Consider the following 24,324-nt stretch of genomic DNA (forward strand, 5'->3'; position numbering starts at 1 on the left):
TGAAGCCATCCCCGCGTCGCCCGGGAGACGCCGCCCGCTACAGCGCCTCGTCGATCGCCGCCGCGATCGTCTCCGCCTCGTAGGTGTCGACCGGCTCGCCGTCCACGAAGATCGTCGGCGTCCCGGAGACGCCCATCGACTCGCCCTCCGATTTGTCGCTCGTCGACGCCTCCTCGTAGGCCGCGAACTGGGCGTCGGCGATGGCGACGCAGGGGTCTGCGCCGGCCGCCTCGGCGGCGGCGCCGATCGCTTCGCCGCTGTAACTGCCCTGCGACTCGTAGGCGGCCGACGCGAACTCGAAGAACGCGTCCGTGTCCTGTCGCGCGCCGACGCCGCGGGCCGCGCTGGCGACGGGGACCGCCCACGTCTCGTTGACCCGGATCGGGAAGTCCCAGTGCTCGTACCGCACCGTGCCGGGGTCGATGTAGTCCTCGCGGATCGTCGGGAAGTGCTCCAGTTTGTACGTCGCGCAGTGACCGCAGGTGAAGTCCTCGAACGCCTGCACGACGACGTCGGACTCCGGGTCGCCGAGGACCGGGCGGTAGTCGAGGTCCGGGTCCGATGGTTCCGACAGGTCGCAGTCGTACTCGCCCGTCTCGAGCGTGTTGTTACCGTCGGTACCGCCGTTGCCGCCGCCGCCGAGACATCCCGCCGCGCCGACGACGCCGACCGACGCCGCGCCCGCGAGCAGGGACCGCCGCGTGCGTTCCATACGCTCGCTGGGGTCGGGGCGCACTTAACCGCTCCGCGACGGGTCGCGGGGCCGCGCCGGACCGCCGTAATGATGGGCGTGACGCGCCGGCGGTCGCCACCGGTATCTCCGTCCGAACGTTTTTGCCGCCTCCTCGCGACCCTGCCGTATGAGCGACTGGGACCTCGACCTGCGCGACGCCGAAGAGCAGATGGACGAGGCGTTCGCGGCCGCCGGCGACGTCGTCCTCGGCGTCCTCGACGGCACGACCGACCCGGAGGAGTGGGTCCGGAGCGTCGATTACGGCAACACGCTGGTGCTGTCGGTCGACGGCGAACTCAACGAGCTCGCCGCGGGCTTCGCCCGCGAGGTGAAGGACATGGGCGGCGAGCTGATGCACTTCCGCGGGTTCCTCGTGGTCACCCCGCCGGGCGTGAGTATCGACACCGACCGGCTGGCCGAGTAGCCCGATCGACCGGGCGAGTCCTCGGCCGACTGAGCGAGTAGCCGCGCGGGTTCCGTTCCCGTCAGGGGCGGCGGTCACTCGCGTTTCTCCCGGTTGACACGAGCAAAAGAAGTATCACATCGGAGTGAGACGAGAGAGGTATGAAAGCCGTCGTACTCGCGGGAGGTTACGCGACCCGACTCTGGCCGATCACCGAGCACCGACCGAAGATGTTCCTGCCGGTCGGCGAGAACACCGTCATCGACGAGATATTCGAGGACTTCGAGGCGGACGACCGCGTCGACGAGGTGTTCGTCTCGACCAACGAGCGGTTCGCTGACACGTTCGACGAGTACCTCACCGACAGCCCGTTCGAGAAGCCGACCCTCTCCGTCGAGGAGACCGTCGAGGAGGACGAGAAGTTCGGCGTCGTGGGGGCGCTCGAACAGCTCGTCGACCGCGAGGGGGTCGACGACGACCTCATGGTCGTCGCCGGCGACAACATGATCAGCTTCGATCTGGCCGAGTTCGCCGACTTCTTCGAGTCGAAGGGGACGCCGACGCTGGCCGCCTACGACGTCGAGGACCGCGAACGCGCCAAGTCCTACGGACTGGTCGAGCTCGACGGCGACGAGGTCGTGAACTTCCAGGAGAAGCCCGACGACCCGAAGAGCACGCTCGTCTCCATCGCGTGTTACGCGTTCCCGGCCGAGACGCTGCCGGACCTCTCGACGTACCTCGAAGAGGGGAAGAACCCCGACGAGCCGGGGTGGTTCCTCCAGTGGCTCCAAGAGCGGGGCGCGGTTCACGCGTTCACATTCGACGGCGCGTGGTTCGACATCGGCACCGCCGACAGCTACCTGGACGCGGTCGAGTACGCGCTAGATGGGGGCACGCTCGTGGCCGACGACGCGACCGTCGAGGGCTCCGATCTCGGGGACGTGGTCCACGTCATGTCCGGCTCGCGTGTCACGGACTCGACGCTGGACCGCGCGGTCGTCTTCCCGGACGCGACGATCACCGACTCGGAGGTCCGCAACTCCGTGATCGACGAGGGCGTCACGCTCGAGGGAGTCGACCTCTCCGGCGCGCTGATCGGCTCGTACACCTCGATCACCGAGGGCGACGACTTCTAACGAACGGCGGGGTCGATTTTCGAGCTACTCTCCCGACGAGGCGGCGGCCTGGCGGTGCGTGTGGTGGTAACAGTCGAGCGCGGGGTCGCCGCCGTCGCTCGCGGGGTCGAAGCACACCCGCTGGTACCGCTCGTTATCGAGGAGGTTGACGACGAAGCCGTCGGCGTGGCGAGACACCGACTCGTAGGGGTCGCCGCAGGCTGGACAGGTCGCCGGTGGATCCTCGGGAACGTGCATTGGTGTCGCGCCGGTCCGTGCGTCGCGAGTACGGGACCGATCAGTAAAACGGATTCGGCGGGTACGACAAATCCCGTCGGAGACGACGGTCGGATCGGTCTTCGGGCCGCGTCACGAGCCGTTGCCGCCGTCGCCGCCGCCGCCCTCGACGCCGAGCGCGTCGAACAGCTTCCGGCGGACGGCCTCCTCGGTGAGGTGTAACAGGGTGTCTCGGTTCTCGCCGCTCGCCTCGATGCCCGTGAAGATGCCGAGCGGGATCGACAGCGACCCCTGCGTGGAGTGGCCGGCGGCGTCGCCCATCTCCGAGAACGCCTCGTCGAGGACGTTGCCGATGTTCAGCCGGATGTCCTTCGAGCGGGCGGCGAGGTAGATCGTGTCGTCGGCGATCCCCAGCACCGCCGTCGTCGTGATCCCCTCCAAGTTGAGCAGGTGTTGGGCCGCCTGGGCCAGCGCCTCGCGGTCCCGAATGAAGCCGGCCGTCGAGAACAGGTGGCTCCCCTGCACCTCGCGGTTCTGGATCGCCTCCGCCAGCACGTCCAGCGTCTCCGGACTCATCGACGGCGACTCCACCTGTTCGAGGGTGTCGTGGTTCGCGAACGGGTGGAGGTACGCGGCCGCGGTCAGGTCCGCCGGCGTCGTGTCCCGCTTAAAATCGAGCGTCTCGGCGCGGATCCCGTATAAGAGGGCGGTCGCGACCGCCTCGGTCGGCGACTGGTCGAACTCCTGGAGGTACTTGGTGAGGATCGTCGACGTCGAGGAGACGTTCGTCCGCACGTCAACGAACCGGGCGTCGAACGGCACGTCGGCCTCCAGGTGGTCGAGGTACACGTCGATCTCCACGTCGAAGTCGACGCCGTCGTCGGCCGACTTCGCGAGGTCGACCGCGGCGATGGTCTCGTACTCCGAGAGGTCGGGCGCGTCCGACCGCGCCACGAGGTCGATCCCGAGGAGATTGACGAACGCCCGGTTCTCCTGGTGGCCCACGTCGCCGGTGTAGAGGATGTCCGCCTCGACGTCGAACGCCTCGGCGATCGCCTGGAGGGCCGTCGCCGACGCGATCGTGTCCGGTTCCGGGTTGTCGTGGGTCAGGATCGCCATCCGGCCGCCGCCCCGTTCGAGGATCTCCGCGAGCTGGCGAGCCATGTACTCCAGCTCTCCGGTTTCGAGCGACTGGAGGGCGCTGTCGGCAATCACCGTGGAGGGATTGATCACCACGTCGGCGTCCCGATCGCGGAGTTCGTCCTCGCTGACGGGGTCGGACGCGCGGACGACGACGTAGTGGTCTCCGCCGACGTCGCGTATCGCCGAGACGGCCGCCTTGTTCGCCTCCACGTCGCTCGAGAGGATCAACACGATGTCGCGGTCCGCGATCTCGTCGACGACGTCGGGCTCGGAGATGTCCTGGACACGGGCGTTGAGGTCCTGGTCGCGGAGCGCCTCGACACGGCTCTCGTCGCGGTCGAGGATCAGCACGTCCTTGCCGCGACCCGTCAGCTCCTCCGCGACCGCGTGTCCCACGCTGCCACAGCCGAGGATCGCGTATCGCGTGCGCGCCGATCCGGATGCCCCACTACTCATTGCACCTGATTTCCCCGGGACGACACTTAACGAGTGCGCTCTCCGAATGAGACGGAGGGAAGTCCGCTGAGACGGAGGGAAGCCCGCTGAGACGGCGAGGGCGACGCCTCGCGCCTACTGCGTCACCGCGTCGTGCGACTCCTCGTCACCGGTCGCCTCCGCGACCGGTCCGCTGCTCGCGCGCCGTCGATTGCGGACGAGCGCGACCAGGAGGATCGCGCCGCCGACGGCGCGGGCGACGAGCTCGTTCGTGACCGAGTAGAGCGCGACGTCGACGCCGACGATCCCGAGGCCGGCGGTGGCCGGGAGCAGCACCATCCCGGGGACCGACAGGAGCACCGAGGCGGCGATGAGCGAGATCCGCGAGCCAGAACGCACGTCGGCGTGATAGTACCCGATGATCGCGACGCCGAGCGCGTACACGCCGGCGAACACCGCGACGATGGGCGCCACGACCTCCGGCAGGAAGAATCCGAGGTCGGCGAGGTCGGCGCTCGTCAGGATCGACCCCTGCCCGTCGGTCGTGCGCAGCAGCAGGATCCCCGGCGAGAACACGAACGCGAACGGGACGAGGATCTTGTTCAGCGACAGCAGGAACGCCTGTTTACCGGTGTCGAAGGGGTCGGACTTCGCGATCCCGGCCGCGGCGTACGCGGCGACCATCACCGGCGGCGTCACGTCCGCCATCAGCCCGAGATAGAGGACGAACAGGTGGACGGCGAGGATCGCGATCCCGAAGTCGGGGAGGACCGGACCGAGCAGCACGACGATGATGATGTACATCACCGTCGTCGGCATGCCCATCCCGACGATCACGGCCGCCAGGCCGGCGAGGATCAACAGGAGGACGAGCGATCCGCCGCTCACGCTGATGATGAGCGCCCGGAGGCTCCCCCCGAGTCCCGTGATGCCGATGACGCCGGGGATGATCCCCGCGGCGGCGACCGCGACGACCACGATGGTCGCGGTCTTCGCGCCGGAGTCCATCGCTTTCAGCACGAACGTCCCGAACTGGCCGGCGCGCGAACTCGCGACCTCCCGACCGATCCGCTCGTCGAACCACGCCGCGGCGCCGACCACGTCGTCGTCGAGGTCGAGCAGCGGCGCCTCCCCGCGGGGGTCAGCGAGGAGGAACGCGAGGCTGATCGCGGTCACCACGGCCGGCAGGGACGTGGCCGCCTCCCGGAGCGCGGCGGTGGCACCGAGCTCGACGGGCTCGGCGCCGTACAGGAGGCCGACGGGAGTGGCACCCGTGTAGAACAGCGAGACGGCGAACAGCACGTAGCCGGCCAGGATACCGCCGACGAGGTAGCTTCCGGTCCGCTCGTTGTACGCCGCCACCGCCGCGATGAGCGCCACCGTTGCGGCGATCGTGAGCCATCCGGCCCGGCCGACGGACAGCCGCGCGATCACGAGGTAGTATAAGAGGAGCCCGAGCGGGACGAGGTAGAACCAACCGCGCCGCATGTGCGGCCCCATGTCGAGCAGCTCAGAACGGTCCAAGCCTCCGATACCGCGCTTTGCGGCCTCGAAGTGAACCATCACCCACATACCGAAGAAGAAAGCGATGGCGGGGAGCGTCGCGGCGAGGACGACGTCCGCGAACGGCGTCCCCGTGTACTCGACGATGAGGAACGCGGCCGCGCCCATCACCGGCGGGAGGATCTGCCCGCCCGAGGAGACCGACGACTCCACCGCGCCCGAGAACTCCGGCGAGTAGCCGGAGCGTTTCATCAGCGGGATCGTCAGCGCGCCCGTGGTGACGGTGTTCGCGACCGACGAGCCGGACAGCATGCCCATGAATCCGGAGGCGACGACGCTCGCCTTCGCCGGACCCCCCTTTCGAGTCCCGGTGATCGAGTACGCGAGGTCGATGAACCACTTGCCCGCGCCCGACATTTCGAGGAACGCGCCGAAGAGGATGAAAATGTAGATGAATCGGACAGAGACGCCTACCGGCACGCCGAGAATCCCCTCGACGGTATACCAGAGGTTCTGGACGATCTGTCCCCAACGGAGCTGTGACGTGGCGAAGATCCGTGCGACCGGGACGTCGCGCGGGAGGAGGTAGCCGTACTTCGCGTACAACAGAAAGAGGCTCACGAGAAGGGTGAGAAGCAGCCCGAGTGCCCGTCGGGTCGCCTCCAACACGAGGAGGATCGCGAGCACCCCCATCAGGTACGCGAACGTGTACTCCGCGAGCGGACCGATCTCTAGCGGTGCGAGCCACGGGTAGACCTCGCCGAGAGTCCCGGCGCCGTTGAGCCCGAGCACCCGGATCACGTTGGTGACCTCGTCGAAGCGGGTGAGGTAGTAGATCGTGGGAAACGTCGACAGCAAAATCAACACGAGGTCGGCCGGTGCGATGCGCGTGGAGTCTTCGTCGACGAAGAACCACCACACGCCGCGGCGGAGCCCCTCGGCGACCCGCGTCAACGGTGACTCACCGATCCGGTTCCGAAACGTCTGCGGAGCGGCCGCGATCCGTCCGGTGATCTTACCCGTGCCAGACGAACCGGGGAACAACAGGAACGCCATTACGAGCGCGAAGTTGACGTGGATCGCGCGGACCTGCAGTGATGCGAGCGAGCCGATTCGGATCGTGTCGACGCCGGGAATGGTGAACTCGAAGACGAAGCCGCGCGCGCCGAGCCATAGCTGGAACGCCGAGAAAGTGATACCGACGGCCGCGACGGCGACGAGCGGCCAGCCCGTCAGCGACCGTCGGTTGTCGATTTCCTCGAACACTTGGTCGGCTACGTCGCTCTCTACGTCCGGTTCGTCGGCGTCTGATGCGTTCGTCGTCACGGTTGTGTCATCCTCCGATGTATGCCGTCGTGGTTCGGTCGGCGGCGGGCCGTTACAGTCACGTTCGCAACCGCCGCTCGACCGTCAGCTCGACCGCGCCGTTGTCGCTCATCGCCGCGATGTCGTACCGCTCGCCGCCGACGATCAGGTTGTGGTCGGCGACGCCGCCGGTCTTGAGATGCAGTGTCGAATACTCTTCGGATGGAGGTTCATATACGTACCGACCGTCGCTGACCGTCACCTCTGCTCTCGAGGGGAGGCCGGCGCCAAACGAGCTGAACTCCATCCGCGTCATAACCAGCATCTCGCCGTCGGGGACGTACACGTCGCGGACGAGCGTCTTCTCGACGCTGTGTGTGTACTCGATGACGATCTCTGTCTCGTCGCTGACAGGTGTCGTCAACAGCTCCGTGCCGTTCTCGTTGGTCGCGACGAGCGTTTGCTCGCCGGCAACCGTGTCGGCAGCACCGACCGCGAAAGCGATCGAAATCAGGACTGCGAGGGCGGCAACGAGGGCGACTCCGCCGCGGATACGTCGACCTCGCGACCGAAGGGTCACGTTACTCGAAGTAGCTGGCCGCGCCCTCGTGCAGATCGATGGACATCCCGTCCTGCGCGGAGTCGACGCTGATGAAGTCCGTCTTGATGCTCAACTGGTCGACGTTGTCGAAAATGGCCTCGGTGACCGCCTCGACGGTGTCGGCGGAGAACTCCTCGCGGGTCGCGATCATCGCCTGGACGGAGACCGTGTTGACGTCCTCATCGATTCCCTCGTAGGTGCCTGCGGGGATCGTGTCGTCCGCGAACCAGGATGCGTCGTCGCGGGCGGCCTGGCGTTCCTCGTCGGACATGTTGAGGATCTCGATGTCGGTGGACGTCGCGAGCTCCTCGACCGCGCCGACCGGCCAGCCGCCGACGACGAACGCCGCGTCGACGTCGCCGTCGCTGAGCTGGTTGGCCGCCTGCGTGAAGTCCGTGTTCTGCTCGTCGAAGTCGTCCGTGGTGAGCCCGCCGGCGGATTCGAGGATCTGGAGGGCGTTGACCTGGGTCCCGCTGCCGAGGTCGCCGGTGTTGACGCGCGTGCCCTCCAAGTCCGAAAGCGAACTCACGTCGGCGTCGGGGTTGAGAAGGACATGGATCGTCTCGGGGTAGAGGGTAGCGACGCCACGGAGGCTCTCGATGGGAGACCCCTCGAACGCCTCGAGCCCCTCGCCGTTGGCGGCGAAATAGGCGATGTCGTTCTGTATCATCGCGAAGTCGGCGTCGCCGCTACCGAGGCTGCCGACGTTCTCGACGGACGCCCCCGTCGAGGAGACCTCTACGGAGAAATCCGTGTTGTCCTCGATAAGGCCCTCGAACTCGCCGGAAAGCGGGAAGTACGTCCCGCCGGTTCCGCCCGCGTGCCAGCGGATGATGTCCTCTTCACCGCCGTCGCTCCCGTCGTCGCCGTCGCTGCCATTGCTCCCGTCGTCGCCGTCGTCGCCGTCGTCGCCGTCGTCGCCGTCGCCGCCGTTTCCGGAACAGCCCGCGATGCCGACGACGCCCGCCGCGGCTGCGCCGCGGAGGAGCGTCCGCCGATCGATCCGTTCACGTAATGGGTTGTCTGACATACGACATGTGGTACACGGTTCGAGTAGATAATGGTTTCCCATGAGTACCGCCGTCACGGACGGCTCCTCACCTCTCGACAGCGTTGGGGGGAAATCCGGCGGCGTTGAATGAAAAGGCCTTTTACCTCGACAGAGGTAGAATTCGGTGAGGGCCGGTAGCTCAGTTAGGGAGAGCGACGGACTCTTAATCCGTCGGTCGCGTGTTCAAATCGCGCCCGGCCCGTACACTGAACCGCAGAGCCGCTGATCTCGTGTGAGCGGCATCGCCTCTGACATCTGGACCGGCGGGCTCCGACGCGGCCCGCGGCCGGTCGACGCACCGGTCGCGGCGTGCGACCTCGCCGAGGCCCCGCGTTCCTCGACCTGACGTTTTATGCTCGACGTCGACGACCGCCCACGCATGGGGACGCTCGACGAAACGGCAGTACTGGTGACAGGCGCGAGCTCCGGGATCGGCGCGGCGACGGCGCGCGAACTGGCGGAACGGGGGGCGGACCTCGTGCTAGTCGCCCGCCGCCGCGAGGCCTTAGCGGAGCTCGCCGAGGAGCTGGAGACGGCCCACGACGCACGGGCGGTCGTCGTCGACGGAGACGTCGGCGAGCGGGCGACGAGCGAGGCGGCGGTGGCGGCCGCCGTCGACCGCTTCGGCGGGCTCGACGCGGTCGTCGCGAACGCCGGCGTGGGTCGCGGCGGCGACGTCGAGACGATGACCGACGAGGAGTACTCCGCCATGCAGGAGACGAACGTCGACGGCGCGTTCTTCCTCACGCGGGAGGCGCTCCCGCACTTGAAAGAGAGCGAGGGAACGCTCGCCGTGGTCGGGAGCTTCGCGGGGCAGTACCCGCGCTCGTTCAACCCGGTGTACGCCGCCACGAAGTGGTGGGTGCGCGGCTTCGCGCACAGCGTCGCGGCGCAGGTCGGCGACGAGGGCGTGGCCGTCTCCGTCGTGAACCCCTCCGAGGTGCGCACGGAGTTCGGGAGCGAGGACGGCGAGCCGTTCGAGGAGCGGTTCGAGCCCGGGACGGTGACCGAACCCGAGGAGGTCGCCGAGGCCATCGCGTTCGCGGTCACGCGCGAGGGATCGTCGGCACAGGAGATCGACCTCTTCCGCCGGGACAAGTTCGGCGACGCCCTGTCGTAGCGGGACCGACGGTCCGAATCCCCCTCATCTCTCGAGGGACTCGACCGACGCGCCGCACTCCGGACAGACGTCGCCGGTCCGCGCGACCGCGAGGTCGCACTCGGGGCAGAACCGACGGTCGCAGGCGGGGTCGCCCATACAGAGTCGACTCACGGGACGACCCACAAGTCCGGCGGCGCTCCTCGTCGACCCCTTCGAACCGAAACCGCTTTTGAACCCCTCCGCAGCGATCGGGTGTGAGCAACGGCGACAGACGGTCGCAGTTCTGGGCGCTCTACGTCACCCGGTTCGCCGAGGGGTTCGGCTTCATCACGCTGATAACTCTCCTCGGGCCGTACATCAACGCGCTCGACCCGCAGGGGACGACGGTGCTCGGGCTCACGATCTCCGCCGGCTTCGTCATCGGGATGTACACGACCGGGTTCACGCTGGCGCAGACGGTCGCCGTCGTCCCGCTCGCGTGGGCGGGCGACCGCTTCGACAAGCGGACCGTCCTGCTGTGGGTGCTCGCGGTCGGCGCGGTCGTCTACGCGCTGTTCCCGCTCGTCGACTCCTCGGGGTCGTTCATCCTCATCCGCGCGCTGCAGGGGGTCGTCGTCACCGGCGCGGGGCTCATGACGCTCTCGCTGGTCGGGCAGATCGCCGACGTGGGTACCCGCGCGGACAAGATCGGGAAGGCGAACGCCGCCTCCTTCGCGGCCTCCATCCTCGGCTCGCTGTCGGCCGGGGGGATCTACGACGCGGTGGGCTTCGGCCCGGTGTTCTCCGTCATCGCGGCCCTGATGGCGATCGCTTGGGCGATCACGTGGCGCGTGCTGGACGCCGACGAGACGCGCGTCGAGGGATTCCCCTTTTCGGATCTCGCGGTCAACCGCAAGCTCGTCACGGTCTCGACGTTCCGCGTCCAGTACGCCTTCGCCGTCACCATGGTCCGAACGTGGATCCCGATCTACGCCGGCACGTCGATGGCCAGCGGCGGGCTCGGCGTCGCCGGGGTCGCCATCGCGGTCACCGTCACCGCCGAGAAGGCGACGAACATGGTCGGCCAGCTGTTCACCGGCCGGCTCTCCGACGGGTACGGGCGCTCGCTCTTCGTGTTCGCCGGCGGCGGCGCCTACGGGGTGATCGCGGTCCTGATCCCCTTCGCCCCGGCCGTCGGCGCGGTCCTCGGCGCCGACGTGACCGCGCCGTTCCTGGGCGATCTGCCGCCCGCGTACCTCCCGCTGGTGGCGCTGTCCGGTCTGCTCGGCGTCGCGGACTCCTTCAGAGAGCCGGCGAGCATGGCGCTGTTCGCCGACGAGGGGACCGACGAAGGCGGCGTCGCCTCCAGCTTCGGGATCCGCGAACTCGTCTGGCGCCCCGGCTCCGTGGCCGGCCCGCTGATCGCCGGGTGGCTGATGGTCGAGGTGAGCATGGCCGCCGTCTTCTACGTCGGCGGCGCGTTCGCGATCACCGGCGTGCTGGCCTTCCTCACCGTCCTCGCGCACGATCACGGGCGCACGGCGCTGACGACGTGGTAGGGCGCGCTCACGCGGAGTCGATGCCGAACTGACGCGGGAGGCGGCCGACTACCCGTCATCGCGCTTCCGCAGCGCGGCGCGGTAGTGGTGCTCGGTGCCCGCGTCGCCGCGAACCACCTCCGAGACCGTCCAGTCCGTCCCGACGGCGGCCTCGCGCAGGCGATCGGGACTGAACAGCCGGAACCGGAGGATCGGGTCGGTCTCGCCGTCGTACTCGAAGAAGGTGACGCGGTGCGCGAGCCCCGGCGTCGGGTCGTCCCGGTAGCCGACCAGGTCGGCCGTCGCCGGGTGGGTCGGGTCGTAACAGTCGAGGACCGCGGTCGCGTCCGGCGCCGTCACGTGCGCGAGGTCCCCGAAAAACGCGGTGAGCCCCCGCATCGACCCCGCCAGCCCGAGCTGGGTCCCGTTCGCGAGCGCCGAGCCGAACCGGTCGCGTGAAAACTGTTCACGCAGGGCGAACATGTCGCCCTCGCGGGCGTCGTCGACACCGCGGTCCCCCATCGTCTCGACCAGCGCGGGACTCGGTTCGAGCGCGACCGTCTCGAACCGCTCCTGGAAGTACAGCGCGTGCCGCCCGGCGCCCGCGCCGAGGTCGACGAGCGGACCCTTGAGCTGCGACGCCAGCCACTCGTCGCCCGCGTTCGCCTCCGGGTCGAACCCGGTGAAGTAGAACGACTCGATCGGGTGTTCGACCGTCTCGCCGCCGTCGCGGTGCAGGAGCGGTTCGTCGCGCCCGCCGCGAGCGTGATCGCGGATCGCGCGGCCGAAGGCGTCCGTCATGCGTCGAGGATCTCGAGCCGTCGTAAAAAATCGCTCGCGAGTTTGTCACACCGACGCACGGATCCCTCGCTCGCCGGATGCGAGCTACCCTGTCGGTCCGGTCGTTCGACGCCTCCCGCCGTCGAACCGTCCGTGAGTCGGCGGGAGAATAACTCGTCGAGTCGCTGGAGAATCGCCCGGTGAGTCAGTCGTCGCTTTCGGCCGCCGTCCCGCCCCTCGCGTCGTCGACCCGTTTCGCCTCGCTGTCCACGCTGATCCCCTCCCAGTCGTCGTCGGTGTGGAACCCCTCGCGCTCCTTCGCGCCGGGGGCGACGCGGATGAACTCCGCCTTCTCGCGGGCGCGCTCGAGCGTGTGCCCGCCGCAGTACGACAGCCCGGAGCGGATCCCCTGACAGAACTCCTCGGCGACGGCCGCGACCGGGCCTTTGTACGGCGTCAGCGCCTCGACGCCCTCGGCGGCGACCACGTCCGCGCCCTTGTCGTCGCGGTCCTCGGCGGCGGCGGTCGTCGCCATTCCCCGCGAGCGCTTGTACCGCGTCCCGTCGACCTCGATGACCGCGCCGGGCGCCTCCGTCGTCCCGGCGAACAGGCTCCCGAGCATCACGGTGTCGGCGCCCGCCATCAGCGCCTTCACCGCGTCGCCGGAGGTGCGGATCCCGCCGTCCGCACAGACCGTCACGTCGAGGTCCTCGGCCGCCGTCGCGCAGTCGTCGACCGCGGTGAGCTGCGGCACCCCGGCGCCGGCGACCTTCCGCGTGGTGCAGTGCGAGCCCGGGCCGATGCCGACCTTCACGCAGTCGGCGCCGGCGGCCGCGAGGTCCTCGACGCCCGCGGGCGTCGCGACGTTGCCGGCGACCAGGTCGGTCTCCGGGAACGCGTCGGCGATCTCCTCGACCGCCGTGACCGTCCGGTCGAGGTGCCCGTGCGCGACGTCGACGACGACCGCGTCGACGTCGGCGGCGACCAGCGCGGCGCTGCGGGCCACGTAGTCCTCGTTGATGCCGACCGCGGCGGCGACCCGCTCGCCGGCGGCGGCCGCGCGCTCGACCTGTGCCGCCTGCTCGTCGACGGTGAGGAACCGATGGAGCACGCCGAGCCCGCCGGCGCGCGAGAGCTCGATCGCCAGCTCCGCCTCGGTGACGGTGTCCATCGCCGCCGAGACCAGCGGCGTCGCCAGCTCGACGCTCGGCGTGAGCCGCGTCGAGAGGTCCACGTCGCTTCGGCTGTCGACCGGCGACCGCTGCGGAACGAGCAGGACGTCCCCGTAGCTCAGTCCGGTTCGTAGATCGTTCATGCCCTTACCGAGGAGAGGGACACGCACTGATAAACCCCTCGCCGAGGACGAAGAGCGAACCGCGGCCGCGACCGCTCAGAATCCCTCTGCGGCCAGCGCGTCCTCCAGTGCCGCCAGCACGTACTCCACGTTCTTCGGGCGCGCGGAGCGACCCATACAGCCGATCCGCCAGACGTCGCCTTCGAGGTCGCCGAGGCCGGAGGCTATCTCGATGTCGTACTCCTCAAGGAGGTACTCGATGACGGCGCCGTCGTCGACACCGTCGGGCACGCGCACGGCGTTCAGGCTCGGGAGCCAGAACTCCTCGGCGGCGTTCATCTCGAGGCCCAGGTCGCGGAGCCCCGCCTTCAGATCGCCGGCGACGGCGCGGTGCCGGGCCCAGCGCTCCTCGATCCCCTCCTCGGCGACCAGTCGGAGCGCCTCGCGGAGCGCATACACGTTGGTGATCGGCGCGGTGTGGTGATAGGCGCGCTCGTCGCCCCAGTACCCCTCCAGCAGCGAGAGGTCGAGGTACCACGAGCGGGCCGGCTCCTCGCGCGAGAGCACCTTGTCCATCGCGCGGTCGTTCAGCGTGAGCGGACTCGCGCCGGGCGGACAGGAGAGGCACTTCTGGGGGCCGGAGTAGGCGGCGTCGACGTCCCACTCGTCGACGCGCATCTCGACGCCCCCGAGCGAGGTGACGCAGTCGGCGATCACGTACGCGTCGTGGGCGTGCGCGATGTCGGTCAGCGCGGGCACGTCGGGCTGGCGGACGCCCGTCGACGTCTCGGCGTGGACGAAGCCGAACACGTCCGGCTGGTGCTCGTCGAAGGCGCGCTCGACGTCGACCGGGTCGAGGGGCTCGCCCCAGGGCGCGTCGACCTCGACGACGTCGCCGCCGGCGCGCTCGGCCATCGACCGCATCCGACCGCCGAAGTAGCCGTTCGTCGGGACCAGCATCGTGTCGCCCGGCTCGACGAGGTTGCCGACGGCCGCCTCCATCGACGCGGAGCCGGTCCCGGAGACCGGGATCGTCCACCGGTTGTCGGTCCGGAACGTGTAGCGGAGCAGCGCTTGCACCTCGTCCATGATCTCGACGAACGAGGGGTCGAGGTGACCGACCAGCGGAGTGCTCATCGCTCTGAGCACCCGCGGGTGGACGTCGCTCGGCCCGGGACCCATCAGCGTGCGGTCCGGAGGCGTCAACTCCCCCACGTCGGGGGCGTCGTCGACGGCGCTTCGCGCCAGTGACGTGTTGCTCATACTAGGAGCCCCGGCGGTGGAAGGCAAAAGCGCGGCGGAACGGTCGGTCCCCTGCGAACGCCCCGCACGGGGAGACGGGTCGTCGCGGGGTCAGGCCGCGTCGACGAAGTCCGGCGTCGTCCGCTTCTCCTCGCGCTCGTCGACGAGGTGGTCGACGAAGGCGTCGAGCGCGACGTCGCCGCGCTGGTTCTCGAAGCGGTCCCGGACCGACACCGTGCCCGCCTCCTGCTCGTCGTCGCCGACGACGACCATGTACGGGAGCCGGTCGTCGTGCCCGGCGCGGATCTTGCGGCCGACGGTCCAGTCGCGGTCCTCGACCTCGACGCGGAAGCCGGCCTCCTCGAGCGCGTTTTTGACGCGGTGGGCGTACCCGAGCGTCTCGTCGGAGACGGGCAGGATGCGGACCTGCTCGGGCGCGAGCCACAGCGGGAAGTCGCCGTCGAAGTGCTCGATGAGCACCATGAAGAAGCGCTCGTAGCTCCCGTACAGCGCGCGGTGGATCATCACCGGCTGGTGGTCCTCGTTGTCCTCGCCCGTGTACGTCAGGTCGAACCGGTCGGGCATGTTGAAGTCGAGCTGGACGGTGGGGCCGTCCCAGACGCGGCCGAGGGCATCCTCGAAGCCGAAGTCGATCTTCGGGCCGTAGAAGGCCCCGTCGCCCGGCTCGACGTCGTAGTCGTAGCCGCCCGATTCGAGCACGTCGCGGAGCTGGTCCTCGGCGGACTCCCAGATCTCGTCGCCGCCGACGGACTTCTCCGGGCGGGTCGCGAGCGAGACCGTCACCTCCAGGTCGAGCGTCTCGACGACCTCGAAGATCATCTCGATGACCGACTCGATCTCTCCGCGGATCTGGTCGGGCCGGACGAACAGGTGACCGTCGTCGATGGTGAACGACCAGACGCGCGAGAGCCCGGAGAGCTCGCCGCGCTGCTCCTTCCGGTACACCTTCCCGTTCTCGAAGTAGCGCTGCGGGAGGTCGCGGTACGACCACGACTGCTGGTCGAAGATGGTCGCGTGTCCCGGGCAGTTCATCGGCTTGAGCCCGTACTCCTCGTCGTTGACGTCGAGGAGGAACATGTCGTCCTTGTAGTTCTCGTAGTGCCCCGACCGCTTCCACAGCTCCGTCCGGAACACGTGGGGGGTCTCCACCTCCTCGTAGCCGTGCTCGCGGTTGAGCTCGTTCGCGAAGTCCGACAGCTCGCGGAGCACGGTCTTCCCCGGCGGGTGGTACAGCGGGAGGCCCGGCCCGGTCACCGTCGGGATCGAGAAGAGGTTCATCTCCTGACCGATCTTCCGGTGGTCGCGCTCCTTGGCCTGCTCGCGCAGTTCGAGGTGTTCTTCGAGGTCGGACTCGGAGGCGAACGCCGTCCCGTACACGCGGGTGAGCGTGTCGTTGTCCTCGTCGCCGCGCCAGTAGGCGGCCGAGACCTCCAGTAAGGCCGCCGCGCCGATCTCGCCGGTCGACTCGACGTGGGGGCCCTGACAGAGGTCCCGCCAGTCGTCCTGGACGTAGAAGGTGACCTCCTCGCCCTCGGCCTCCTCGTCTAAGATCTGCAGCTTGTACTCGTTGTCGGCGTAGATCTCCGTGGCCTCCTCGCGCGACCGGACCTCGCGCTCGATGTCGTAGTCCGCCTCGATGATCGCCTCCATCTCCGCCTCGATGGCAGCGAGGTCGTCCTCGTCGAGGTCGACGTCGGTCACGTCGTAGTAGAACCCCTCGTCGGTCGGGGGGCCGATGGTGAGCGTCGCCTCGGGGTGGAGCCGCTGGAGGGCCTGCGCGAACACGTGGGCGGCGGAGTGGCGCAGCACCGTCAGGTACTCGTCGGACTGGTCGGTGACGATCTCGATCCGCGCGCCGTCGTGGACCGTCGCCTGCTTCTCGACGAGTTCGCCGTCGATCTTCCCCGCCACGGTGTCGCGACCGAGCCCGGGGCCGATCTCGAAGGCGACGTCCTCGACTGTCGCCCCCGCCGGAACGTCTAGCTCTGATCCGTCCGGAAGGACGACCGTCACGTCGGCCTGCGCATCCGTCTCGCTCATACCTCTTCGGAGCCGGACGAGGGGCATAAGTTTGTTCGATCCCCGGTACGGTCTCGCGCACCGCCTCGCTCGTCGCCCGCTCGCTGACGCCTCCGTCGTCGACGACCTCGCGGCTCCCGGTGGCGTTCTCGGATCGCAGCGATCACATCCGCCGACGACGACGGGGTGCGGCCGACGCGGCCATGGAAACACGCAAAAGGGGCGGCGCCGATTGCCGGAGTATGACGACCCATCGGGAGCCCCTGTCGTCGGTGTTAGAGACGATCGGGGAGACGCCGCTCGTCCGGGTGCACGACTCGCCGGACGCGGTGCCCGTGTACGCGAAGCTGGAGTCGTTCAACCCCGGCGCGAGCGTCAAAGACCGGATCGGGAAGCACATGCTCGAACGGATGCTCGAACGCGGCGACGTCTGCGAGGGCGGTACCGTCGTCGAGCCGACCGCCGGCAACACGGGGATCGGGATCGCGGTCGCCGCCGGGCAACTCGGATTAGACGCGGTGTTCGTCGTGCCCAAGCGGTTCTCGGTGGAGAAACAGCAGCTCATGCGCGCGCTCGGCGCGGAGGTGATCAACACCCCGAGCGAGGACGGGATGGGGTTCGCCATCGACCGCGCTCACGAGATCGCCGACGAGCTCGACGACGCCGTCGTCCCCCAGCAGTTCTCGAACCCGCTCAACGCCGAGGCCCACTACGAGACGACCGCCCCCGAGGTCGACGAGGCGCTGGACGGAGAAGTCGGCGCCGTCGTCGCCGGCTGCGGTACCGCCGGGACCCTGATGGGGATGGCCCGCTACTTCCGCGAGCGCGAGCCGGGGACGCGGGTCGTCGCGGTCGAGCCGGCGGGGTCCGCGTACCGCGAGTTCCTCGGCGAAGAGGTCGAACACGAGGAGTACAAGACGGAGGGGATCGGGACCCACGACACCGACCGGAACGACCTCTTCGAGCCCGACCTCGTCGACGACATCCTCGCCGTCTCCGACCGCGAGGTCCACGAGGAGATGGGTCGGCTCGCTGCCGAGGAGGGACAGCTGGTCGCGTCCTCCGCGGCCGCGAACGCGATCGCGTCCAAGCGGGTCGCCCGCGACATCCGCGACGGGGCGATCGACGCTCCCCACGACACCGTCGCCACCGTCTTCTGTGACTCCTCCGAGCGCTACCCCTCGAAAGGCGTCTACCGCTCGTTCGAGGAGTGGGAGGGGTAGGACCGCGGCAGCGTCGGAGGCTCGCCACCCGCGGGGGCGACCCAGTTCCGCTCGCGAGGCGACCTAATTCTACCCGCGGAGGCGACTGTGTTCGACCTTCATGCACTTGTCCTGTACCACCTCGATCCCGTCCGCCTCCGCGGCGGCGGCCGCCTCGTCGTGACTGATGCCCAGTTGGAGCCACGCCGCGCCGGCGTCGCCGCGCTCCGCGTGTCGCTCGCGGACCGTCTCGATGATCTCGGGCACTTCCTCGCTCGGGCGGAACACGTTCACCAAGTCGATTTCCGCCTCGACGTCCGCGAGCGCGTCGAACGCCGGTTCGTCGAGCACCTCGTCGGCGAACGGGTTCACGGGAATGATCCGATAGCCGTGTCGCTGGAGGTACGCCGGCACGTCGTGAGCCGCCTTGCCGGGCGTCGTCGAGCAGCCGATCACGGCGATCGTGTCGGCGTCGAGTAGCCGGTCGAGTCCCTCGTCGTCGGTGACGGGCATGGTCGCGAGTACGCGGGCGTGCGGATTAAAACGCCCGGCGCGCTCAGGCGAACCTGCCGGCGGGCTCAGGCGAGCCTGATCTCGGGCTCCCCGTCTTCGGGGATCGTGATGACGCCGTCGAAGAGCTGTTTCAGCGTGTTCATCGACTGATCGTCGTGGGAGGTCGAATCGATGCTGAACAGCCCCAGGCCGTTCACGCTCTGCACGCGTCCGGTGAACACGTGGAGGAACCGGAACACGGTCTGGAGGTCGGAGTACATGAGCAGCGTCGAGAGCGAGTGGACCATCACGCGGTTCTGGTCGATGCCGCGGTCGCCGAACGCCTGCAGGAACTCCGAGAGCTTGATCCCGATCCCCGTCATGTCCACCGGCGAGGAGGCGTACTTGATCCGGTCCGACTCGCGGACGTCGTTGACGCCCTGTTGACGCGTGACGCAGTCGACGACGGCGACCGGTTTCCCCCCGTAGGGCGTCCGCTTCTGGTAGTCTTTCAACACGCGGTCGGCGCCGTCCTTCGTGGTGACGACGATGGCGCCGTCGCCGCGGTCGGTCCCGGTGGCCAGCACGTCCATCATCATGGACCGTTTGCCGGTCAGCGGTGGGCCGGTGAGAAGAAGATTCGTCCCGGGTTCGACCTCCTCTTCGAAGTGCGGCCTCAGATCATACATGGGCGCACCTCAGTGACGGCGGCGACCCGGGCCACTCGGTCGGCTGGGAGGCCGTGCGACCAAGACACATCTACTAAAGAACTTTTCTCCGTCCCGATAATATTCTTTTTGATCGTCCACGAGCGCGGGCCAGATCGACAAACAGGCGGGTCGTTCAGACGCTCCGGAATCGCGGGACTTAACACGGCTAGAGAGATAGCAGAGAATAGGGGCGCTTAGCTCAGTCTGGATAGAGTGCTTGGCTTCGGACCAAGTTGTCGCGGGTTCAAATCCTGCAGCGCCCATTCCTTCACGGCCCGTTCCGAAGTAAATCCGAAGTCGCGCCTAGACCCCTCGAAACCACTCAAATCGGGAGGTACGGGTGTTTCGGATCGGGGCCTTCAGACTGATCCCAACGGGTCACGGACTGCGGACCCGTCGAGTCCGGCGATTCTGCGATACAACGGCGGGGTGACGGTCGCATGATGGAGCTCCGGAGAGCGTCCGGTGCGTCCGGCGACTGCCTAGAGTGCGGCGCCCACCTCCCGCCGCGGTTCGGCCGCGTTCACGGCGACGCCGACGACCGCGCCCACCGGTGCCCCGAGTGCGACTCGTGGATCCGGATCTGCGAGGGGAGCGCGGCCGGCAAGGACGTGTCGACGCCGGACCCGCAGACGAGTCCCGCCCGCAACGCCGGCGAGCCCTGGAACGGAGGGCTCTCGGGATGACACCGTTCGTTCGGGCTTCCGACCTGTACGATCCGGCCCACGGTCCGCGCGTCCACGTCCTCGACGCCGTTCACCTCCGCTGGCAGCGCGACGCCGAACGGAGGGGATCGGCGTGAACGACGATCCGACGGCGATCGATCGGCACCTGGTGATCGTTCGCCTCCGCGAGCGGACCGATCTCACCTTCGACGAGATCGGCGCGATCGTCGGTCGCTCGCGGCCCTACTGCGTTCAGGCCTACCTGCTGGGGGAGATCGATGCGTGATCGGTACGGAGAGGCCACCGCGATATTCACGAGTCACGGTGTTCTCGACGCGCTGACGACGATCCTCGCCGCGCGGACCGTCGGCGTCGGCGTCGAGGCGAATCCCGTCGTGCACGAGCTGCTCTCGACCGGCGAACTCGCGACGGTCGTCGGGATGTGCGCTTGTGTTGCGGTCGCCTCGCTGGCGTGGCCCGTCGCCGCCGACGCCCTGGAGACGCCCGCGTGGGTCGGACTCGGGATCGCGACGATCGGCGCCGTCGTCGCCGCGGTGAATCTGGTGGTGGTGTTCGCGTGAGCACCGTGGGCTATGGACTCCGCCGACCGGTCGCTCGGTGGGACGGCGACCGAAAGTACGCCGCGTGTCCCCGCTGTCAGTCCGAGGTGACCGAGACGCTCGGGGCGCCCGCGGTTCCGACGCTCCGGCTCGCGAACCAGAACCCGCGCCGCGTCGACGGCGACGCGATCAACGTCCGCGGGTACACCTGCGACCGGTGTCGGTACGTTCTGGCGATCGCGCCAGCCGCGGCGCTCGTCGATATCTGCGACTCGACCGACCCGTCCGACCGGGCGCCGTGGACGCCGCTCGGCGCCGTGTTCGTCGACGGCACGAAGCGCCCGATCGTCGTCCCGCGCCGCGAGGTGATTCGGTGAAGGCCGTCGAGACGGCCCCGCACGAGTACATGGCGAACTACGTGTACGACGACGGGCTCGGACCGTGGTTCGGCGCCGCGCGTCTCTGCGACGCGACGGGGAGCCGACGCGGGACGTTCCGGCTCGACGGCGAGGAGTGGCGCGTCACGCTCTCCTACCAAGAGTCCGGGCTCACACCACCGGACGGTGGCGAGACGCCGGACGGGACTCGCGTCGAGTTCGACACGCTCCGGGAGTTCCGGCTGAACGCGGTCGTCGACGACGAGACGGGCGAGCGCAAGGTGAAGGCGCTCATCCAGCCGCGGTGGCGAGGCCTCGAGTCCGAATCGGGGAGTTCTGTCGCTCGTCCGATGTGGGATCTCGGCGACGCGGTGAACGTCCGCGTGAACGCGTCGAACGTCGAGTTCGATCGCGTCGAGACGGTGATCCACCGGGCGGCCGGCGCGGTGACGCTTGACCCGATGCACTTCGCGAACCGCAACGAGGCTTACAGCGTCGTGATGGACGCGGCGCGGTACGTCCGGCTCGATCGCGACGTGTCCGGGCCGGTCCACAGTCGCGAGGGACCACTCGCGCGGATGGGCCACCTCCTCGAAAGCGACCGGTCCGGCTACCGGAAGCTCGTCCAGGACGACACGGAGCGCGCCGGCTACTACCACACGGTGACGCTCGGACCGAAGCGGGTCCGCGAGTGTTTCCCGGACCACCGGATCCCGAAGGAGTTCAAGCACTACTACGCGCGAAACGCCGAGTCGCTTCCCGACGGTCACCCGCTCGCGCACCCCAAACTCGAAGCGTCGTATCAGTCGAGCCGGTGGAACGAGACGCTCCGGCCGGTCGACCACGAGGAGATCTCGGCCGAGCTCGAAGAGGCGATCCTCGCGACGCTGAACGAGGCGGGGCTCCCGACGCAGCCGCTCGACGACGACGGACCGAGCGGCGGTCGCACGTTCGTCGAAGACGCATACTTCGAGGCGGTGACGGTCGACCGGTCGCGAGTGCTCCCGCTGAACCTCGAACGCGTCGAGAGCGATCAGCGGAACGTGGTCGTTCGTCAGCTCGCCGACGGGCTCTCGCCGGTCGAGTGGGACTCGCTGAAGACGCTCGTCTCCGACGGCGGCGACGTCTCCCCCGCGGAGATCGCGGACGAACACGACTGGCACCCGGACAGCGTCCGGCGCGGGCTCCGGCGGATCGAGGACATGGTCGTTCGCGAGCAGGGGTCGGTGGCGTTGCGGTCGCACCACGTCGCCGAGCAGGTCGTCGAGGCGCTCGACGCCGCCCGTAAGGGCGTCCGGAACGCGATGAGCGCGGCGGCGAACGCGGTGCAGAACGCCGAGCGGCGGTCGCTCGACGAGCGCACGGACGAGCTGATCGCGTTCTGCCAAGCGAACGGGATTCACGTCGACGAGCGAGAGGCGCACCTCCGGGTTCGGATGGGGAACCTCGCCGGGGAGTCCTGGAGCGAGCTCGTGTCGCGGCTGAAACGGTACTGGGTCGACGCCGGTCGCGATCCGGAGCGGCTCAAGGAGGCGGTGACGCACTACCGCGACGACGCCGGCCCGAAGATCCGGCCGGCGCGGAGCGCGTGGGGGGTCGGCAAGAAACTCGGCTAGCGCGGCTCCTCGTGAGTGGCAACACTACCTCGATCCTCTTTTTCCGACCATTTTCGCCGCGATCGACCCTCGCGACCGGCGAGGTCGCGGTGATCTCGACCGCAACACAAGCGCCGATCCGGGCTCTACGAGCTCGGCATCGCTATCGAACCGACACCGGGGGGTCGGTCGACAGTTAGGGGTGTGGCTAAGGCCACAGATTCTAAGATACCCCTCCGCTTTCTCAGTCACATTTGTACGCTGCGAAGCAGAAAACTCGTAAAACCCCAACCGGATCAGTAAATACAATTACGGCACAGACCGGTATAGATCATAAATAATGTCATACTCGGAGATATCATCTGGATTAGGGCTATATGATTGGATTACCAGAGTAATTCCGGGCACAATCATTTCACTATCGCTTGTGGCAGGAGCATTAGACCTTGAAAATCTCGAGCAATTATATCAGTTTGATGGTTCTCTTATTATTTTTCTCATTTTTTCTATCATTGTAGGCGAATCAATCGACCTATTGCGTCGTCATCACTTTCCAGTTCCTAAACAGTTCCACCGTTACATGTACTATTGGAGGGGTGAGGAGAGTGATCTTCGCTGGTTTGATCGACGACGTGCTGGAAGAAATTGTGGAAAGTGGGCACCGATAAAATCGAGATTATTGGGTGAAGTCCCTAGACCAGAATTCACACACAGCTCTAATGATGCGGCACTACATGCGGATCTGATGAACCAAACTGGGTGCGACTTTGAGAGAGAATCTGTAGAACGAATATATCTCTCATTTCAGTCATATATGGAGAATCATTTTTCAACAGAGACTCGCCGATCTGGATCTCTACTCAAATTCACCCAAAATATGAAAATATCTCTCAGCTTTTCTATATTTATAATACTCATAGGTATTCTCGCGAGAGGTGAAACACAGATGGCCAATATTTTTCTATACACTTTAGTTGCAATCTATTTTTATTTTGTAATATACATAAATCTCCATATGCTGTTCGGAAAAAGCAAAATCGATTATTTCACTAGAATGATGGTCGATTTACAAGTTAATTCAAACAGAAATGGTTAACCGAATACGCTTATGGTATACTTTTGCCTCATCTGTTCATAACTAGTTTTGTCGCCGTACGGTCGAAGCGTCAGTAGCTGTGGTGCTGAACGACTGTCGTTTTCAATATCTACACCCCAATCATGCACCACCGGGACATAAGGAACTCGTACCATTCGTCCTACTGTAGAGGTTCGCGCGCTACTTCTCGCAGATCTTGAAGTTGTCCGGATTGCTGTCGGTGTGACGGTGCGCCGTCTTCTTGAGTTCCCGCCGGATTCTGTCTTCCAGCCCATCGTACCAGATCGTATCTAACCACTCTCCACCGGCAGAGTTTAACCTCAGCACAACTGGAGAAATTTCACAAACGTAACTGACTAGCCGCAATTTGCGCCTCCCGTGAGTGGGACCGGTAATGTGTCTCGCCAGGATTCGTCCAGTTGTCGATTTCTAGCATCCTCGCACGAACGCTCCGCGACGACACAACGGTAATCTCCCGTCCCTCCGCTCGATACCACACTAAGACATACCCACCATCCTCTCGACCGAGCGTCCGATGCTGATCCTCCCAGAATTTGAACGTCGGCCGGACCCCATTCACCATCGAGCCCTTCACGTCCCACGGCCGACCGTCCTCCTCGTCGGTCGCGTCGAACTTGAGCCCGCCGACCTCGGGATAGTCGAGCACGATCGGATAGTTGTCGGCCGCCCAGGTCTCGACGAGCTTCCCGTAGTAGCCGACGATCGCGGGGTCGTAACTCATCGGTCGATCCGTTTGGGTTGCGGTTGCAGCTCGAGATCTCCCCGCGAGTCGAACGTCGATCGACCGAATCCGGTCGCGATCCCCCCGCGCGGATTCGCGCCCCCCGCCGCGATCGCCCGCGTATAAAATAAGATATGCGCCGGGGCGGGTGTGTGAATGAACGAGTGAATCGTCTCCGCGTCCAGCGATTCACGCTTCGATCTCATTCCCCGATCCTCCGTGCTCGCCGTCGCGGTATTCAGCGATCCGGTCCGACACCCATGCCGCGGAGTAGCCCACGAGGTCGCCCGCGTCCGCGTAGGTCATACCGTGCCGCTCGACCGCGCGGATCGCCTTGTCGATCGCTTCCTGTCGCTTCAGGTCGTCCGCGTCAAGCGCGTCGTC

General features: G+C 67.2%; 23 protein-coding genes, 2 tRNA genes and 2 pseudogenes. 12 read left to right on the top strand and 15 right to left on the bottom strand.

The annotated features are described in order from the left end of the window. Positions 1 to 37 precede the first annotated feature (37 nt). A complete protein-coding gene (locus R6U01_RS07720; RefSeq protein ID WP_410285885.1) occupies positions 38 to 712 on the bottom strand; it encodes a DsbA family protein in 675 nt (224 codons plus the stop codon). A 148-nt stretch (positions 713 to 860) separates the two neighbouring features. On the opposite strand from R6U01_RS07720, the pseudogene R6U01_RS07725 reads away from it, so the two are divergent. After that, a pseudogene (locus tag R6U01_RS07725) lies at positions 861 to 1,154 on the top strand (DUF5779 family protein); the annotation flags it as partial. Positions 1,155 to 1,297: 143 nt separating this feature from the next. After that, a complete protein-coding gene (locus R6U01_RS07730; RefSeq protein WP_410285886.1) occupies positions 1,298 to 2,272 on the top strand; it encodes a sugar phosphate nucleotidyltransferase in 975 nt (324 codons plus the stop codon). Between the two features lie 24 nt (positions 2,273 to 2,296). Here the strand turns inward: R6U01_RS07730 and R6U01_RS07735 are convergent, their stop codons facing one another. From R6U01_RS07735 to R6U01_RS07755, 5 genes are all read right to left on the bottom strand, one after another. After that, the gene (locus tag R6U01_RS07735; RefSeq protein ID WP_410285887.1) at positions 2,297 to 2,509 is read right to left on the bottom strand and encodes a hypothetical protein; all 213 of its coding nucleotides are present in this window, start codon (positions 2,507 to 2,509) and stop codon (positions 2,297 to 2,299) included. A gap of 111 nt (positions 2,510 to 2,620) precedes the next feature. Beyond that, positions 2,621 to 4,087: a DHH family phosphoesterase gene (locus tag R6U01_RS07740; RefSeq protein ID WP_410285888.1), complete on the bottom strand. Its 1,467-nt coding sequence runs from the start codon at positions 4,085 to 4,087 to the stop codon at positions 2,621 to 2,623. Between the two features lie 114 nt (positions 4,088 to 4,201). Next, positions 4,202 to 6,895 (bottom strand): TRAP transporter permease, encoded by a 2,694-nt coding sequence (locus R6U01_RS07745; RefSeq protein ID WP_410285889.1) that lies wholly within the window; start codon positions 6,893 to 6,895, stop codon positions 4,202 to 4,204. Positions 6,896 to 6,953: 58 nt separating this feature from the next. Further along, complete coding sequence (locus R6U01_RS07750; protein WP_410285890.1) at positions 6,954 to 7,298, bottom strand: DUF1850 domain-containing protein; 345 nt, start codon at positions 7,296 to 7,298, stop codon at positions 6,954 to 6,956. A gap of 157 nt (positions 7,299 to 7,455) precedes the next feature. Beyond that, entirely contained in the window at positions 7,456 to 8,505 is a 1,050-nt protein-coding gene (locus R6U01_RS07755) for a TAXI family TRAP transporter solute-binding subunit (protein ID WP_410285891.1), read from the bottom strand. Between the two features lie 149 nt (positions 8,506 to 8,654). Here R6U01_RS07755 and R6U01_RS07760 point away from each other — a divergent pair. Together R6U01_RS07760 and R6U01_RS07765 are read left to right on the top strand one after the other, a co-directional pair. Beyond that, positions 8,655 to 8,728: transfer RNA gene (locus R6U01_RS07760), tRNA-Lys, on the top strand. Between the two features lie 177 nt (positions 8,729 to 8,905). Next, positions 8,906 to 9,646, top strand: a complete 741-nt coding sequence (locus R6U01_RS07765) for an SDR family oxidoreductase (RefSeq protein ID WP_410285892.1) — start codon at positions 8,906 to 8,908, stop codon at positions 9,644 to 9,646. A 24-nt stretch (positions 9,647 to 9,670) separates the two neighbouring features. Here the strand turns inward: R6U01_RS07765 and R6U01_RS07770 are convergent, their stop codons facing one another. Further along, entirely contained in the window at positions 9,671 to 9,799 is a 129-nt protein-coding gene (locus tag R6U01_RS07770) for a hypothetical protein (RefSeq protein WP_410285907.1), read from the bottom strand. Between the two features lie 83 nt (positions 9,800 to 9,882). On the opposite strand from R6U01_RS07770, the gene R6U01_RS07775 reads away from it, so the two are divergent. Next, positions 9,883 to 11,166 carry an MFS transporter gene (locus R6U01_RS07775; protein WP_410285893.1) on the top strand — a complete coding sequence of 428 codons (1,284 nt, stop codon included), beginning with the start codon at positions 9,883 to 9,885 and terminating at the stop codon, positions 11,164 to 11,166. A gap of 48 nt (positions 11,167 to 11,214) precedes the next feature. Here R6U01_RS07775 and R6U01_RS07780 read toward each other — a convergent pair whose 3' ends face one another. The 4 genes from R6U01_RS07780 to thrS form a co-directional block, all read right to left on the bottom strand. Then, on the bottom strand, positions 11,215 to 11,946 hold the full coding sequence (locus R6U01_RS07780; RefSeq protein WP_410285894.1) for a class I SAM-dependent methyltransferase: 732 nt from the start codon (positions 11,944 to 11,946) through the stop codon (positions 11,215 to 11,217). A 184-nt stretch (positions 11,947 to 12,130) separates the two neighbouring features. Beyond that, positions 12,131 to 13,240, bottom strand: a complete 1,110-nt coding sequence (locus R6U01_RS07785; protein WP_410285895.1) for a guanosine monophosphate reductase — start codon at positions 13,238 to 13,240, stop codon at positions 12,131 to 12,133. 75 nt (positions 13,241 to 13,315) lie between these two features. Beyond that, the gene (locus R6U01_RS07790) at positions 13,316 to 14,482 is read right to left on the bottom strand and encodes a pyridoxal-phosphate-dependent aminotransferase family protein (protein ID WP_410285896.1); all 1,167 of its coding nucleotides are present in this window, start codon (positions 14,480 to 14,482) and stop codon (positions 13,316 to 13,318) included. Positions 14,483 to 14,572: 90 nt separating this feature from the next. Continuing rightward, positions 14,573 to 16,549, bottom strand: a complete 1,977-nt coding sequence (gene thrS / locus R6U01_RS07795) for a threonine--tRNA ligase (protein WP_410285897.1) — start codon at positions 16,547 to 16,549, stop codon at positions 14,573 to 14,575. 194 nt (positions 16,550 to 16,743) lie between these two features. Between thrS and R6U01_RS07800 the strand changes: the two genes are divergently transcribed. Continuing rightward, positions 16,744 to 17,724 carry a PLP-dependent cysteine synthase family protein gene (locus tag R6U01_RS07800; protein ID WP_410285898.1) on the top strand — a complete coding sequence of 327 codons (981 nt, stop codon included), beginning with the start codon at positions 16,744 to 16,746 and terminating at the stop codon, positions 17,722 to 17,724. Positions 17,725 to 17,793: 69 nt separating this feature from the next. Here the strand turns inward: R6U01_RS07800 and R6U01_RS07805 are convergent, their stop codons facing one another. Next, positions 17,794 to 18,216 (bottom strand): CoA-binding protein, encoded by a 423-nt coding sequence (locus tag R6U01_RS07805; protein ID WP_410285899.1) that lies wholly within the window; start codon positions 18,214 to 18,216, stop codon positions 17,794 to 17,796. Between the two features lie 65 nt (positions 18,217 to 18,281). Further along, positions 18,282 to 18,884, bottom strand: a complete 603-nt coding sequence (locus R6U01_RS07810; RefSeq protein ID WP_410285900.1) for an RAD55 family ATPase — start codon at positions 18,882 to 18,884, stop codon at positions 18,282 to 18,284. A gap of 209 nt (positions 18,885 to 19,093) precedes the next feature. Between R6U01_RS07810 and R6U01_RS07815 the strand changes: the two genes are divergently transcribed. From R6U01_RS07815 to R6U01_RS07840, 6 genes are all read left to right on the top strand, one after another. Then, a tRNA-Arg gene (locus tag R6U01_RS07815) sits at positions 19,094 to 19,168 on the top strand. A gap of 180 nt (positions 19,169 to 19,348) precedes the next feature. Next, a complete protein-coding gene (locus tag R6U01_RS07820) occupies positions 19,349 to 19,591 on the top strand; it encodes a hypothetical protein (RefSeq protein ID WP_410285901.1) in 243 nt (80 codons plus the stop codon). 112 nt (positions 19,592 to 19,703) lie between these two features. Further along, positions 19,704 to 19,856, top strand: a complete 153-nt coding sequence (locus tag R6U01_RS07825; protein WP_410285902.1) for a hypothetical protein — start codon at positions 19,704 to 19,706, stop codon at positions 19,854 to 19,856. Then, a complete protein-coding gene (locus R6U01_RS07830; RefSeq protein WP_410285903.1) occupies positions 19,849 to 20,151 on the top strand; it encodes a hypothetical protein in 303 nt (100 codons plus the stop codon). Before R6U01_RS07825 ends, R6U01_RS07830 begins: the two co-directional genes overlap by 8 nt. Further along, positions 20,148 to 20,507, top strand: a complete 360-nt coding sequence (locus tag R6U01_RS07835) for a hypothetical protein (RefSeq protein ID WP_410285904.1) — start codon at positions 20,148 to 20,150, stop codon at positions 20,505 to 20,507. Before R6U01_RS07830 ends, R6U01_RS07835 begins: the two co-directional genes overlap by 4 nt. Beyond that, a complete protein-coding gene (locus R6U01_RS07840; protein ID WP_410285905.1) occupies positions 20,504 to 22,123 on the top strand; it encodes a hypothetical protein in 1,620 nt (539 codons plus the stop codon). Before R6U01_RS07835 ends, R6U01_RS07840 begins: the two co-directional genes overlap by 4 nt. Positions 22,124 to 23,538: 1,415 nt before the next feature. Here the strand turns inward: R6U01_RS07840 and R6U01_RS07845 are convergent. Then, complete coding sequence (locus tag R6U01_RS07845) at positions 23,539 to 23,940, bottom strand: hypothetical protein (RefSeq protein ID WP_410285906.1); 402 nt, start codon at positions 23,938 to 23,940, stop codon at positions 23,539 to 23,541. A 189-nt stretch (positions 23,941 to 24,129) separates the two neighbouring features. Beyond that, positions 24,130 to 24,324, bottom strand: a pseudogene (locus tag R6U01_RS07850) (hypothetical protein); the annotation flags it as partial.

It is taken from the genome of Halorubrum sp., assembly GCF_046498025.1.
Taxonomy (GTDB): Archaea; Halobacteriota; Halobacteria; order Halobacteriales; family Haloferacaceae; genus Halorubrum.

Excerpts from the sequence above, each read along its gene's own strand:
- R6U01_RS07720 (WP_410285885.1), bottom strand. The coding sequence starts at position 712 with ATGGAACGCACGCGGCGGTCCCTGCTCGCGGGCGCGGCGTCGGTCGGC.
- R6U01_RS07730 (WP_410285886.1), top strand. The coding sequence starts at position 1,298 with ATGAAAGCCGTCGTACTCGCGGGAGGTTACGCGACCCGACTCTGGCCG.
- R6U01_RS07735 (WP_410285887.1), bottom strand. The coding sequence starts at position 2,509 with ATGCACGTTCCCGAGGATCCACCGGCGACCTGTCCAGCCTGCGGCGAC.
- R6U01_RS07740 (WP_410285888.1), bottom strand. The coding sequence starts at position 4,087 with ATGAGTAGTGGGGCATCCGGATCGGCGCGCACGCGATACGCGATCCTC.
- R6U01_RS07755 (WP_410285891.1), bottom strand. The coding sequence starts at position 8,505 with ATGTCAGACAACCCATTACGTGAACGGATCGATCGGCGGACGCTCCTC.
- R6U01_RS07765 (WP_410285892.1), top strand. The coding sequence starts at position 8,906 with ATGGGGACGCTCGACGAAACGGCAGTACTGGTGACAGGCGCGAGCTCC.
- R6U01_RS07780 (WP_410285894.1), bottom strand. The coding sequence starts at position 11,946 with ATGACGGACGCCTTCGGCCGCGCGATCCGCGATCACGCTCGCGGCGGG.
- R6U01_RS07785 (WP_410285895.1), bottom strand. The coding sequence starts at position 13,240 with ATGAACGATCTACGAACCGGACTGAGCTACGGGGACGTCCTGCTCGTT.
- R6U01_RS07790 (WP_410285896.1), bottom strand. The coding sequence starts at position 14,482 with ATGAGCAACACGTCACTGGCGCGAAGCGCCGTCGACGACGCCCCCGAC.
- thrS (WP_410285897.1), bottom strand. The coding sequence starts at position 16,549 with ATGCCCCTCGTCCGGCTCCGAAGAGGTATGAGCGAGACGGATGCGCAG.
- R6U01_RS07800 (WP_410285898.1), top strand. The coding sequence starts at position 16,744 with ATGACGACCCATCGGGAGCCCCTGTCGTCGGTGTTAGAGACGATCGGG.
- R6U01_RS07805 (WP_410285899.1), bottom strand. The coding sequence starts at position 18,216 with ATGCCCGTCACCGACGACGAGGGACTCGACCGGCTACTCGACGCCGAC.
- R6U01_RS07810 (WP_410285900.1), bottom strand. The coding sequence starts at position 18,884 with ATGTATGATCTGAGGCCGCACTTCGAAGAGGAGGTCGAACCCGGGACG.
- R6U01_RS07820 (WP_410285901.1), top strand. The coding sequence starts at position 19,349 with ATGGAGCTCCGGAGAGCGTCCGGTGCGTCCGGCGACTGCCTAGAGTGC.
- R6U01_RS07830 (WP_410285903.1), top strand. The coding sequence starts at position 19,849 with ATGCGTGATCGGTACGGAGAGGCCACCGCGATATTCACGAGTCACGGT.
- R6U01_RS07845 (WP_410285906.1), bottom strand. The coding sequence starts at position 23,940 with ATGAGTTACGACCCCGCGATCGTCGGCTACTACGGGAAGCTCGTCGAG.